Source organism: Leifsonia sp. 1010 (assembly GCF_031455295.1).
Lineage (GTDB): Bacteria > Actinomycetota > Actinomycetes > Actinomycetales > Microbacteriaceae > Leifsonia.
This window is the reverse complement of sequence record NZ_JAVDSL010000004.1, coordinates 38663-51120: the sequence shown is the minus strand read 5'-3', so window position 1 is coordinate 51120 and position 12458 is coordinate 38663. Positions and strand designations below refer to the sequence as shown.

Here is a 12458-nt window from a genome sequence, read left to right as displayed (position 1 = left end):
TCGGATAACTCCATTGTACGATCGTGCGGTGGATGCACGCCAGCAGAAGACGCTCGCCCGGCTGAGCGCCACCATCCTCGACCTCGCCAGTCGCGGGCCGGTGAGTGAGGTCACGGTGTCGGCGCTCGCCGCGGCGGCCGGCGTCCACCGCTCGACCGTGTACGAGTACGCGCCGTCGCCCGCCGCCCTGCTGGAGAGCGTGCTGCGGTCGGAGCTGGATGCGCTGCGCGCCGAGTACCTCGTCGACGTCGAGCCGTCGGATGCCGGAGCCGCCGTCGTCGGCGTCACCCGTGCGGTGCTGCGGCACGTCGACGACCACGACATCATCTACCGGCGCGGGCTGGGGACCGAGAGCGGAGCGGCAAGTCTGCACGCCATGCTCAGCGAGCACTTCCAGGCATCCGTCGAACTGCTCCTCCACCAGCACAGCCTCGTCGTCCCGGCGGACGACGACATGGAACGCCGAGCGATCGCGCGCTACCTCGCCGACGGCACCATTGGGGCGATCGACGTCTGGCTCACGCGCCCGCGGCCGCGGGACGTGGATGCGTTCCTCGCTCTCGTCGGGCGGCTCACGCCGGCGTGGTGGCCGGGAAGCGGCGGAGCGCAACCCCCGGACACCGCATCCCGCCCGGCATAGGCTGAGGGCATGGAACAGCGCATCCTCGGTGGAACAGGACGGGAGGTGTCGGTCGTCGGACTCGGCACCTGGCAGCTCGGAGCGGACTGGGGAGACGTGTCGGAAGACGATGCCCTCGGCGTGCTCGAAGCGGCGGCGGAATCCGGTGTCACCTTCTTCGACACCGCCGACGTCTACGGCGACGGCCGCAGCGAGCAGATCATCGGGCGGTTCGTGACCGAGCACCCCGAACTGCCCCTCACCGTCGCGACCAAGATGGGGCGGCGCGAGGCGCAGGATCCGGCCAACTTCACCCTGCCGAAGTTCCGCGAGTGGACGGACCGCTCGCGCCGGAACCTCGGCGTCGACCGGCTGGACCTGGTCCAGCTGCACTGCCCTCCCACTCCCGTCTTCTCGACCGACGCCGTGTACGACGCGCTCGACACCCTGGTCGAAGAGGGTGCCATCGAGAACTACGGCGTCAGCGTCGAGACCGTGGATGAGGCCCTCGCGGCGATCGCCCGGCCCGGCACGGCGACCGTGCAGATCATCCTGAACGCCTTCCGCCTCAAGCCGCTCGACCGGGTGCTCCCGGCCGCGCGCGAGGCCGGCGTCGGCATCATCGCGCGGGTTCCGCTGGCCTCCGGGCTGCTGAGCGGCCGGTACAGCGAGCAGACGACGTTCGCGGCGGACGACCACCGCACCTACAACCGCCACGGCGAGGCGTTCGACGTGGGCGAGACCTTCTCGGGCGTGGATTTCGAGGAGGGCGTGAAGGCCGCGCGCGAGTTCGCGGAGCTGGTGCCCGAGGGCGCGACGCCCGCGCAGGCGGCACTCGCGTGGATCATCGCGCAGGACGGCGTCACCACCGTCATCCCCGGCGCGCGTTCGCCCGAGCAGGCGCGCGCGAACGCGGCGGCGGCCGACGTGCGCCTCCCCTCCGGCTTCGGCGAGGCCGTCCACCGCATCTACGACACTCACTTCCGCGCCTCCGTCCACCCCCGCTGGTGACCCCTCGCCGAGGTGCACGTTATGGCGGCTATTCCGGCGGAATAGCGACCACTACGTGCACCTCGGCGATCATTCACCGGGTGCGGAGCAGGTGACGGACCCGGGACGCGAGGGTGTGCGGCTCGCGGAGGTCCGCCGCGGTCACCCGCACCATGCGCCAACCCAGGTCTTCTACGCGTTCCCGGCGGCCGATGTCCTTCATCCAGGTCGCCCGATCCACGCGGTGGACATCGCCCTCGTACTCGAGCGCGATCCGGGACGCGGGGTAGGCAAGGTCCGCACGAGCGACGAAGCGGCCGTCGTCGTCGCAGATATCGACGTTGAGGAGTGGCTCGGGCAAGCCGGCCTCGTGCAACGCGAGGCGCAAACGCGTCTCGCCCGGCGACTCGGAGCCGACGCGAATCGTCTCGAAGGCCGATCGCGCGCGGGCGATGCCTCGCCGACCCGACGAGGCAGAGATCGCTGCACGCAGGGCGTTCTTGTCGGTCAGTGGATGACGTCCGCCGATCACGAAGTCGCCGGCGACGACGAGGGCGGACACCGACAGAAGGGAGGCGAGGTCGATCCAGGTCTGCTCCGGTGTCGTCACGGGCAAGCCCCCCACCACGCGCACATCCCAGCGGCGCAGCTTGTGTCCGATGAACCCGCGAATCGACGGCGGTCGTCCGGGGTCGGGCACGCTGACGTGGATGCCTGGCGGGAGTTCCGCCGGTAGAGGGATGTCGTACAGCCGGGCCGCCGTCGTGTGGCTGAACGCGAAATCCCGCTCGCGGTGCAGAGCGTATGCCCGTAGCCGGGCTTCGAAACCGTCCGCCCGGAGGGGGATGCGGACCCCGCGAATCGGCGTGATGAGGTCGCCGGCGCGCATCCGGGAGCGGGTGACCCCCGTCTCAGCACCCGCTCGCGTGGTGAAGGGGCCGTCGGTGAGCGCGTCGTCCAGTTCGGCGAGATGTCGTCCCATCTGCACATCGTCTCGGCCGCGGCCCCGCGCATCCGGTTATCCACAGCCCCGGCTTTGCCGAGGTGCACGTTGTGGTCGCTAAAACCGTGAAATAGCCGCCACTACGTGCACTTCGGCGAAAGGGGTTAGGGGGTTAGGAGGGCTGGACGGGGACGGGCTCGGTGTCGGGGATGGGAGAGGCGTCGCGACCGCGCAGGTCGGGGTGGATGCGGTGCGCCAGGGCGGGCACGACGAAGCCGACCAGGGCGAAGGCCCCGGCCACCCAGAAGGCGCCGACCGCACCGACCCCGTCGATGAGGAAGCCCGCGAGCGCCGAACCGAGGGCGGCTCCGATGAGCTGGCCGGTTCCGACCCAGCCGTAGGCCTCCGCGGTGTCCGAGAACTTCACGCTCGCCGACACGATCGCGAACAGCACGGCCAGGGCGGGCGCGATGCCGAGTCCGGCGATCAGGAGGGTGAGCGACAGCCCCCACCACGACCACAGCATGAACGTCGACAGCACGACGCCGACGAAGACGATGAGCATGCGGCGTGCGGTCGCCCACGGACCGATCGGCACGTGACCGAACGCGAGGCCGCCGACCAGCGAGCCGAGCGACCAGATGGCGAGCACAATGCCGGCCAAGGGCGACCCCTCGCCGAACGTCGCGACCACACCGGCCTCGACCGCCGAGCAGGAGCCGATCAGCAGGAAGCCGACGACCGTCGCGAGGAGCACGGGCGGACGCGCCAGCACCGTCCCGAACCGCCGCTTGCTGCGCGGGATGCGCACGCGCCCGACCTCGGGCGAGGAGATGAACCAGCAGCCGCCGGCGAGCATGATCGCGACCGACATCAGGATGCCCTCGACGGTTCCGATCTGGGTCGAGACGAAAGTGATGGCGACCGGGCCCGCGATCCAGATGATCTCCTGCGCCGAGGCGTCGAGCGAGAACAGCGGGGTCAGCTGCCGCGAGTTGACCATCTTCGGATAGATGGTGCGGACGGCCGGCTGGATGGGCGGCATGCTGAGCCCGGCGAAGAACGCAACGCCCATGGTCAGGGGGATGGGCATGACGAAGAGGCCGATCGCGGCGACCGCGACGGAGCACAGCGCGAGCGTCGTCCAGAGCACGACCCGCATGCCCAGGACGCCCATCAGGCGGCTGGTCATCGGGCCGGCGATGGCCTGCCCGATGCTCATCGCGCCGAGCACCAGACCCGCGGCGCCGTACGAGTCGTGGACGCGCTCGATGTGCAGCAGGAAGGCGAGCGACAGCATGCCGAACGGGAAGCGTGCGGTGAGCTGAGCCGCGATGATGCGGGCGACGCCCGGCGTCTTCAGGAGGCTCGTGTAGGTGCTCACAGCCATCCACACTATCGGTCGCGAAGGCGGTTCCGCGGGAGTATCCACACTGTCCATCCCCCCTTCGCGGGGTGTGGAAACTGTGCATAACTTCTCCCCATCTGTGGACGACACGCCCACTAGATGTGGGGGAGTGGAAATGTCGGACCCCCGCTATATAGTGGTCGAGCACACAGAGCCGGTCAGCCTCCCCCCGATGCGGGAAGGCACGGTTCCGCGGGGATTTCCGCCGCTCACGCGGCTTAGCGAATGAGGGAGAGACAGTGGCAATCACAGTCGTGAAGCGCAACGGCGAGCGCGAGCCGTACGACGCCAACAAGATCAACCTGGCCATCGAGAATGCGGCCCAGGGTCTTGACGAGAACATCACGTGGGTGACGCAGATCGCGAGCGAGCTCGAGCTCACGCTGTTCGACGGCATCACGACGCAGCAGCTCGACGAGGCGGTCATCCAGGTCGCCCTCCAGAACGTCAAGGACGACCCGGCGTTCGACACCGTCGCCGCACGCCTCCTCCTCAAGACGATCTACAAGCGCGTGCTCGGCGACTACGAGGGCCACGACGAGCTCGTCGAGCTTCACACCTCCCGCTTCCGCGGCTACATCGAGCGCGGCGTCGCCGAGACCCTGCTCGACGGCCGTTTCACGACGGCGTTCGACCTCGACCGTCTGGCCGGCTACCTCGACCCCTCGCGCGACGAGCTGCTGAAGTACATCGGCGTCGTCACCCTCAACAACCGCTACGGCATCAAGGCGCGCAACGGCGACTCCCTCGAGGTGCCCCAGTTCTTCTGGATGCGCATCGCGATGGGCCTCTCCCTCAACGAGGCCGACCCCACCAGCCACGCCATCGCGTTCTACGACAAGATGTCGAAGCTCGAGTACCTGGCCGCCGGGTCGACCCTGGTCAACGCCGGAACCGCCTACCCGCAGCTCTCCAACTGCTTCGTCATGGAGATGCAGGACGACATCGAGCACATCGCGAAGAGCGTCCGCGACGTCATGTGGCTCACCAAGGGCACCGGCGGCATCGGCCTCTCGGTCACCAAGCTGCGTGCACAGGGCTCACCCATCCGCTCCAACAACACCACCTCCACCGGTCCGATCCCGTTCATGCACACGATCGACTCGGTGCTCCGCGCGGTCAGCCGCGGCGGCAAGAAGTTCGGCGCCCTGTGCTTCTACATGGAGAACTGGCACATGGACTTCCCGGAGTTCCTCGACCTCCGCCAGAACTCCGGCGACCCGTACCGCCGCACCCGCACCGCCAACACCGCGGTCTGGATCAGCGACGAGTTCATGAAGCGCGTCCAGAACGACGAGGACTGGTACCTCTTCGACCCGCTGGAGGTCGCCGACCTCAACGAGCTGTACGGCAAGGCCTTCTCGGAGCGTTACGCGTACTACGTCGCCGAGGCCGAGGCCGGCAACCTCAAGATGTTCAAGAAGATCAGCGCCCGCGCGCAGTTCAAGGACATCCTGATGAGCCTCCAGACCACCAGCCACCCGTGGCTGACCTGGAAGGACACGATCAACAACCGTGCCCTCAACAACAACACCGGCACCATCCACCTCTCGAACCTGTGCACCGAGATCACGCTGCCGCAGGACCGCGACAACGTCTCGGTCTGCAACCTCGCGTCGATCAACCTGTCGCGTCACCTGGTCGACGGGAAGATGGACTGGGAGCGCATCGAGGCCAGCGCCCGCCAGGCGGTCCGTCAGCTCGACAACCTCATCGACATCACCGTGTCGAGCGTTCCCGAGGCCGACTACTCGAACCAGCAGAACCGCGCGATCGGCCTCGGCGTCATGGGCTTCACCGACGTCGTCGAGAAGCTCGGCCTGAGCTACGAGAGCGAAGAGGCCTACCAGCTGATCGACGAGATCATGGAGCACGTCTCGTACGCCGCCATCGACGAGAGCGCCGACCTGGCGCAGGAGCGCGGCGCGTACCCGAACTTCGAGGGCTCGCGCTGGTCGCAGGGTCTGGTGCCCTACGACTCGATCGCCCTCACCGAGGCCGACCGCGGCGTCCCGATCACGGTGGACCGCACCATCCGCCTCGACTGGGACCGCCTCCGCGAGAAGGTCAAGGGCGGCATGCGCAACGCCACCCTCATGGCCATCGCACCGACCGCGTCCATCGGTCTCGTCGCGGGCACCACGCCCGGCTTCGACCCGCAGTTCTCGCAGATCTTCAGCCGGTCGACCTCCTCGGGCAAGTTCCTCGAGGTCAACCGCAACCTGGTCGAGACGCTGCAGGAGCGCGGCATCTGGCAGGACGTCCGTGAGGCGATCCTGCGCTCGCAGGGCGACATCCAGAACATCGCCGAGATCCCCGACGACGTGAAGGCCACCTTCAAGACGAGCTTCCAGCTCTCGCCGTACGCCTTCATCGAGGTCGCGGCCCGCGCTCAGAAGTGGATCGACCAGGCGATCAGCCGCAACATGTACCTCGAGACGCGCGACCTCGGCGACATGATGGACATCTACTACGCGGCTTGGGAGAAGGGCGTCAAGACGACGTACTACCTCCACATGAAGCCGCGCCACCAGGCCGAGCAGTCGACCGTGAAGGTCAACAAGGCCGAGGAGATCAGCGGCGGCCGCAAGGGCTTCGCGTCGGTCGGCGCCGGCGCCCCGGCCCCGGCTGCGGCTCCGGCCGTCACGGAGACCGCGCCGGCCGCCGCCCCCGCTCGCCGTGGCTTCGGCTTCGGCGGCCTGTCCTCCGGAAGCACCGCGGGTGGTGAGAACAAGTGAACAGCACCAAGATCGAGGAATACTACGTGCCGGTCGACCCGATGGACGACCTGCAGTGCGAGTCCTGCCAGTAACCCGCCGACCGACCGAATAACGAAAGAGACGGAACACCATGGGGATTCTGGGAACGGGAATCGAAGAGGGCCTGCTGCTCAAGCCGGTCACGTACCAGTGGGCGATGGACCTCTACGACCAGGCCGTCGCGAACACCTGGTTCCCGAACGAGATCCAGCTCGGTGAGGACATCGCCGACTTCAAGCGGATGACCGACGAGGAGCGCCACGCGGTCACCTTCCTGATGAGCTACTTCAACCCGAACGAGCTGCTCGTCAACAAGGCCCTCGCCTTCGGCGTCTACCCCTACATCAACGCGGCCGAGGCGCACCTCTACCTCGCGAAGCAGATGTGGGAGGAGGCGAACCACTGCATGTCGTTCGAGTACGTCCTCGAGACGTTCCCGATCGATCGCGAGCAGGCCTACAACTCCCACGTCGACGTGCCGTCGATGGCGAAGAAGGAGGAGTTCGAGGTCCGCTTCATCAAGCGGATGACCGAGCAGGCGCTCGACATCACGACGACCGAGGGCAAGCAGGACTTCATCCGCAACCTGGTGGCGTACAACGTCATCCTCGAGGGGATCTGGTTCTACTCGGGCTTCATGGTGGCGCTCTCGTTCCGCCAGCGGAACCTGCTGCGCAACTTCGGCTCGCTCATCGACTGGGTGGTGCGCGACGAGTCGCTGCACCTCAAGTTCGGCATCAATCTCATCCTCACGGTGCTGGAGGAGAACCCGGACCTGCAGACGCCGGAGTTCGCCGCCGAGATCCGTCAGATGATCCTGGACGCCGTCGAGATGGAGGAGCAGTACAACCGCGACCTCCTCCCGGGCGGCATCCTGGGCCTGAACGCGAACTACATCAACCAGTACGTGAAGTACCTGGCCGACCGCCGGCTGGAGGAGCTGGGCTTCGAGGCCGAGTACAAGGTCTCCAACCCGGCCAAGTGGATGGCGACCGCCAACGACACGCTGGAGCTGGTGAACTTCTTCGAGTCCACCAACACCTCCTACGAGTCGAACGCCAAGGCCTCCACCGGTCGCTGATATGGCAACGGAGATCTCTCCGCTGATCACCGCCGCCGCGCTGGACGTCGCTCTCGGGGCTGAATCCCTGTGGAGCGGCGCCGGCCGGCGGCGTTCGGCGTGGCGCGTGCTCGACGTCCGCTGGAAGCTGGGCGGACCGCCCGGCCGCGAGGAGTTCGAGCGCGGGCACATCCCGGGCGCGGTGTACGTCGACCTGGACACCGAGCTGGCCGGTCACGGCGAGCCCACCGATGGCCGGCACCCGCTCCCGTCGCAGGACGCCTTCCAGGAGGCGGCGCGGCGCTGGGGACTCGGCGACGGCGACTCGGTCGTCGTCTACGACGACGCCTCCGGCAGCTCGGCCGCGCGGGCGTGGTGGCTGCTGCGCCACGCGGGCGTGCGTGACGTCCGCGTGCTCGACGGCGGGATCGCCGCCTGGCGCGACGCCGGGATGCCGCTCGAGAAGGGGCCCGGCGCTACGCCGATCCCTGGCAGCATCCACGTGCAGTTCGGCGCGCTTCCGACCCTCGACGGCGACGCCGCCGCAGCCCTCGCCGTCGCGGCGGACGCCGTGTTGCTGGACGCGCGCGCGGGCGAACGCTTCCGCGGCGAGGTGGAGCCGGTCGATCCGCGACCCGGTCACATCCCGGGTGCCGTCAGCGCACCCACCACGGACAACGTCGACGCCGATGGACGGATGCTACCCGCCGACGCGCTGGCGGAGCGGTTCCGCGGCCTCGGCATCGACGCCGACACGCCCGTCGGCGTGTACTGCGGATCGGGCGTCACGGCCGCCCACGAAGCCCTCGCCATGGTCATCGCCGGGCTGCCGCTGCCGGCTCTGTACGCGGGCTCCTACTCGGCCTGGTCGAACGACCCGGAGCGGCCGGTCGTTACGGGAGCGTGACCTCACGGCCCGAAACGGCCGCCCGGACGCATCCCGCGCGGGTTTCGCAGCGCGCCCACGCACAAATCCACGGATTCCGCTGCCGGATCCGACGAAACCTTCCGGAAACGTCCGTGAAAAACGCTGTTCCCTGCGCGAATTAGTGTTGAAGTGCGGCGACGCCGCTGGGGTATCCTCCCCTTACCCTTGCAATACGCATCAGGCACATTCCTGTACAGGAAGAAGGACAACGACAATCATGCGCATTCGTACCGCGGCCCCCATCGCCGCAGTCGCCGCCGTTGCAGCGCTCGCGCTCAGCGGTTGCGTCGACAACAGCACCCCGTCCGGCAGCTCAACGTCGAGCTCCGTCTCGGACGTGAAGAAGGACGACACCCTCGCCGGACAGCTGCCGCAGAAGATCAAGGACGCCGGCAAGCTCGTCGTCGGCATGGACAACACGTACCCGCCGAACGAGTTCAAGGACGACAACGCCCAGCCCGTCGGCTGGGAGGTCGACCTCGCCAAGGCGATCGGTGACAAGCTCGGCGTGAAGACGGAGTTCGCGATCGCGAAGTTCGACAACATCATCCCGAGCATCACCGGCGGCAAGGACGACTACGGCATGTCGTCGTTCACCGACACCACCGAGCGCGAGCAGCAGGTCGACTTCGTCAACTACTACTCGGCCGGCATCCTCTGGGCCGCCCAGAAGGGCAAGAACATCGACCCGGACAACGCCTGCGGTCTGAAGGTCGCCGTCCAGTCGACGACCTACGAGGACACCGACGAGGTCCCCGCCAAGTCGAAGAAGTGCACGGACGAGGGCAAGCCCGCCATCCAGGCGCTCCGCTACGACACGCAGGACGACGCGACCAACGCGGTCATCCTCGGCAAGGCCGACGCCCTCAGCGCTGACTCGCCCGTCACCCTGTACGCGATCTCCAAGTCGAACGGCAAGCTCGAGGCCGCCGGCAAGACCTTCGACGAGGCGCCCTACGGCCTCCCCGTCAAGAAGGACTCGGAGCTCACCCCGGTGCTGCAGAAGGCCGTCCAGGCTCTCATCGACGACGGCACCTACAAGAAGATCCTCGACAAGTGGGGCGTCGCCGACGGCGCCGTCGAGTCTGCCGAGGTCAACGCGGCCTCGAAGGGCTGACCTTCATGTCACAGAGCAACACCGCCCGGCCGGCGACGGGATCCGTCCCGTCGCCGGGCGGGACCCGTTCCGAGCCGATCAAGGCGATCAAGCTCCGGCACCCCTGGCGCATCGTCTTCGCGGCGATCCTCATCCTCCTGCTGGTCTGGTTCATCGTGGACGCCTCCCAGCGCGAGGCCTACGGCTGGCAGTACGTCGGCAAGTACGTCTTCGACAAGCGCATCAGTGCTGCTGCGCTCGTGACCCTCCAGCTGACGATCTACTCGATGATCATCGGCGTGGTGCTCGGCCTCGTGCTCGCGGTCATGCGCCTGTCGCCGAACCCGGTCGTGAAATCGGTCGCCTGGCTGTACCTGTGGATCTTCCGCGGCACCCCGGTCTATGTGCAGCTGGTCTTCTGGGGCCTGTTCTCGCTGATCTACCCGCAGATCTTCCTCGGCGTGCCGTGGACGAACATCGGCGTGGATCTGAACCTCGGCTTCATGCAGAACGCGTTCATCATCGCCGTGATCGGCCTGGCGCTCAACGAGGCCGCCTACATGGCGGAGATCGTACGCGCCGGCCTGCTCTCGGTCGACGAGGGCCAGGAGGAGGCGGCGACCGCGCTCGGCATGTCGTGGTGGCAGACGATGACCCGCATCGTCATCCCGCAGGCCATGCGCGTTATCATCCCGCCGACCGGCAACGAGGTGATCTCGATGCTGAAGACGACCTCGCTGGTGGCGGCGATCCCGCTGACGACCGACCTCTACGGTGTCGCACGCGACATCTCGGCGGTCACGTACACGCCCATCCCGCTGCTCATCGTGGCGTCGCTCTGGTACCTGCTCTTCACCTCCCTGCTGATGACGGGGCAGTACTTCCTGGAGAAGCGGTTCTCGCGCGGCGTCAACGCGCGCCGCCCCGACCGCAACGAACCGGCCCTCGCGACCGGCGCGCTCCCCGCGGCCGGTGCACCGGACGGCAACGACCTCGGAGGCAAGGGATGACCGACACGAAGACCCCCATGGTGCTGGCCGAAGGCGTCTCGAAGAGCTTCGGCTCGAACGAGGTGCTCAAGAGCATTGACCTCAAGGTCAACCCGGGCGAGGTGCTGTGCATCATCGGCCCGTCGGGCTCCGGCAAGTCGACCTTCCTGCGCTGCATCAACCACCTGGAGCGCGTGGACGCCGGCCGGCTCTCGGTCGATGGCGAGGTGGTCGGCTACCGGCAGCACGGCGACAAGCTGTACGAGCTGAAGCCGAAGGAGGCCGCCCGGCAGCGTCGCGAGATCGGGATGGTGTTCCAGCGGTTCAACCTGTTCCCGCACATGACGGCGCTGGAGAACATCATCGAGGCGCCCATCCGCGTGAAGGGCCTCTCAAAGGCGAAGGCGGTGGAGCGCGCGACCGAGCTGCTCGCCCGCGTCGGACTGAGCGACAAGGGCGACCACTACCCGTCGCAGTTGTCCGGCGGTCAGCAGCAGCGCGTCGCGATCGCGCGTGCGCTCGCGATGGACCCCAAGCTGATGCTGTTCGACGAGCCGACCTCGGCGCTCGACCCCGAGCTCGTCGGCGAAGTGCTGGATGTGATGAAGGGCCTGGCCGCCAGCGGTATGACCATGGTGGTCGTGACGCACGAGATGGGCTTCGCCCGCGAGGTCGCGGACGAGCTGGTCTTCATGGACGGCGGCGTCGTCGTCGAGTCGGGCGACCCGCGCGAAGTGCTCAGCAACCCGCAGCACCAGCGGACGCAGGCGTTCCTCTCGAAGGTGCTCTAGCCACCACTCATCGGCAGGAGCGGGCGTCGGCCGTCTGACAGAATCGTCGGATGGACATCGACGCCCGCTCCTCCCGCCCCGTCGTCTTCGTGACCGGCGCCAGCCGGCCGGGGTCGATCGGGGCCGCCATCGCCCGCAACCAGGCCTCTCTCGGCTGGGATGTCGCGTTCGCGTTCTGGGATGACTACGACGCCGCGATGCCCTGGGGTGCGGAGGCGAACGCGCACGACGAGTTCGCCGACGAGCTGCGCGCACTCGGCGCACGCGCGCTTCCGGTCGCCGTCGACCTGTCGCATCCGGAGTCGCCCGCGCTGGCCGTCAACCGGGTGCGGGCCGGCCTCGGGCCGATCCAGGCCGTGGTCGCCAGCCACGCGCACTCCGTCGACAGCGGGCTGCTCGACACCACTGTGGACGCTTTCGACGCGCACTTCGCGGTGAACACCCGTGGCACCTGGCTTCTGATGAAGGCGTTCGCCGAGCAGTTCCCGTCCGAGCTGTCGGGACTCGGGCGGATCATCGCCCTGACGAGCGACCACACAGCGCACAATCTCCCGTACGGCGCGAGCAAGGGCGCCCTGGACCGCATCGTGAAGGCCGCAGCCGTCGAGCTCGGCCAGCGGGGGATCACGGCGAACCTCGTCAACCCGGGACCGATCGACACCGGATGGATGACGCCCGACCTCGCCGAGTCGCTCGCGGCCGAGACCGCGCTCGGTCGCCTCGGCCGGCCCGAGGACACCGCCGACCTCGTCGCGTTCCTCCTGTCCGAGAGCGGCGGCTGGATCAACGGCCAGCTCCTCCACTCCAACGGCGGCTTCCACCTCGGCGTCTGACCCGATTCAAGCCATCAGCTCCTGAGTTTTTCGCGATTTTCG

11 protein-coding genes are annotated in these 12458 nt (G+C 67.9%); 9 read left to right on the top strand and 2 right to left on the bottom strand.

The window, feature by feature from the left end:
* Positions 1 to 28: 28 nt before the first annotated feature.
* Both J2Y42_RS15965 and J2Y42_RS15960 read left to right on the top strand, forming a co-directional pair.
* Positions 29 to 640, top strand: a complete 612-nt coding sequence (locus J2Y42_RS15965; RefSeq protein ID WP_309860450.1) for a TetR/AcrR family transcriptional regulator — start codon at positions 29 to 31, stop codon at positions 638 to 640.
* Positions 641 to 649: 9 nt separating this feature from the next.
* A complete protein-coding gene (locus tag J2Y42_RS15960) occupies positions 650 to 1630 on the top strand; it encodes an aldo/keto reductase (protein WP_309860448.1) in 981 nt (326 codons plus the stop codon).
* A gap of 73 nt (positions 1631 to 1703) precedes the next feature.
* Here the strand turns inward: J2Y42_RS15960 and J2Y42_RS15955 are convergent, their stop codons facing one another.
* Together J2Y42_RS15955 and J2Y42_RS15950 are read right to left on the bottom strand one after the other, a co-directional pair.
* Positions 1704 to 2591 (bottom strand): hypothetical protein, encoded by an 888-nt coding sequence (locus tag J2Y42_RS15955; RefSeq protein ID WP_309860446.1) that lies wholly within the window; start codon positions 2589 to 2591, stop codon positions 1704 to 1706.
* A 133-nt stretch (positions 2592 to 2724) separates the two neighbouring features.
* Positions 2725 to 3942 carry an MFS transporter gene (locus tag J2Y42_RS15950; protein ID WP_396427167.1) on the bottom strand — a complete coding sequence of 406 codons (1218 nt, stop codon included), beginning with the start codon at positions 3940 to 3942 and terminating at the stop codon, positions 2725 to 2727.
* A 257-nt stretch (positions 3943 to 4199) separates the two neighbouring features.
* On the opposite strand from J2Y42_RS15950, the gene J2Y42_RS15945 reads away from it, so the two are divergent.
* The 7 genes from J2Y42_RS15945 (at position 4200) to J2Y42_RS15915 (ending at position 12416) form a co-directional block, all read left to right on the top strand.
* The gene (locus J2Y42_RS15945; protein WP_309860444.1) at positions 4200 to 6698 is read left to right on the top strand and encodes a ribonucleoside-diphosphate reductase subunit alpha; all 2499 of its coding nucleotides are present in this window, start codon (positions 4200 to 4202) and stop codon (positions 6696 to 6698) included.
* Positions 6699 to 6810: 112 nt separating this feature from the next.
* Positions 6811 to 7800: a ribonucleotide-diphosphate reductase subunit beta gene (locus J2Y42_RS15940; RefSeq protein WP_089909242.1), complete on the top strand. Its 990-nt coding sequence runs from the start codon at positions 6811 to 6813 to the stop codon at positions 7798 to 7800.
* A 1-nt stretch (position 7801) separates the two neighbouring features.
* Positions 7802 to 8686 carry a sulfurtransferase gene (locus J2Y42_RS15935; RefSeq protein ID WP_309860442.1) on the top strand — a complete coding sequence of 295 codons (885 nt, stop codon included), beginning with the start codon at positions 7802 to 7804 and terminating at the stop codon, positions 8684 to 8686.
* A gap of 238 nt (positions 8687 to 8924) precedes the next feature.
* Positions 8925 to 9824 carry an ABC transporter substrate-binding protein gene (locus J2Y42_RS15930; protein WP_309860440.1) on the top strand — a complete coding sequence of 300 codons (900 nt, stop codon included), beginning with the start codon at positions 8925 to 8927 and terminating at the stop codon, positions 9822 to 9824.
* Between the two features lie 5 nt (positions 9825 to 9829).
* Positions 9830 to 10813 (top strand): amino acid ABC transporter permease, encoded by a 984-nt coding sequence (locus tag J2Y42_RS15925; RefSeq protein ID WP_309860438.1) that lies wholly within the window; start codon positions 9830 to 9832, stop codon positions 10811 to 10813.
* Entirely contained in the window at positions 10810 to 11583 is a 774-nt protein-coding gene (locus tag J2Y42_RS15920) for an amino acid ABC transporter ATP-binding protein (protein ID WP_018191676.1), read from the top strand. Before J2Y42_RS15925 ends, J2Y42_RS15920 begins: the two co-directional genes overlap by 4 nt.
* Positions 11584 to 11633: 50 nt before the next feature.
* The gene (locus tag J2Y42_RS15915; protein ID WP_309860436.1) at positions 11634 to 12416 is read left to right on the top strand and encodes an SDR family oxidoreductase; all 783 of its coding nucleotides are present in this window, start codon (positions 11634 to 11636) and stop codon (positions 12414 to 12416) included.
* Positions 12417 to 12458 lie beyond the last annotated feature (42 nt).

What these genes read in the sequence shown, in the direction of transcription:
- J2Y42_RS15960 (WP_309860448.1), top strand. Translation starts at nt 650, where the DNA reads ATGGAACAGCGCATCCTCGGTGGAACAGGACGGGAGGTGTCGGTCGTC.
- J2Y42_RS15955 (WP_309860446.1), bottom strand. Translation starts at nt 2,591, where the DNA reads ATGGGACGACATCTCGCCGAACTGGACGACGCGCTCACCGACGGCCCC.
- J2Y42_RS15950 (WP_396427167.1), bottom strand. Translation starts at nt 3,942, where the DNA reads ATGGCTGTGAGCACCTACACGAGCCTCCTGAAGACGCCGGGCGTCGCC.
- J2Y42_RS15940 (WP_089909242.1), top strand. Translation starts at nt 6,811, where the DNA reads ATGGGGATTCTGGGAACGGGAATCGAAGAGGGCCTGCTGCTCAAGCCG.
- J2Y42_RS15935 (WP_309860442.1), top strand. Translation starts at nt 7,802, where the DNA reads ATGGCAACGGAGATCTCTCCGCTGATCACCGCCGCCGCGCTGGACGTC.
- J2Y42_RS15930 (WP_309860440.1), top strand. Translation starts at nt 8,925, where the DNA reads ATGCGCATTCGTACCGCGGCCCCCATCGCCGCAGTCGCCGCCGTTGCA.
- J2Y42_RS15925 (WP_309860438.1), top strand. Translation starts at nt 9,830, where the DNA reads ATGTCACAGAGCAACACCGCCCGGCCGGCGACGGGATCCGTCCCGTCG.
- J2Y42_RS15920 (WP_018191676.1), top strand. Translation starts at nt 10,810, where the DNA reads ATGACCGACACGAAGACCCCCATGGTGCTGGCCGAAGGCGTCTCGAAG.
- J2Y42_RS15915 (WP_309860436.1), top strand. Translation starts at nt 11,634, where the DNA reads ATGGACATCGACGCCCGCTCCTCCCGCCCCGTCGTCTTCGTGACCGGC.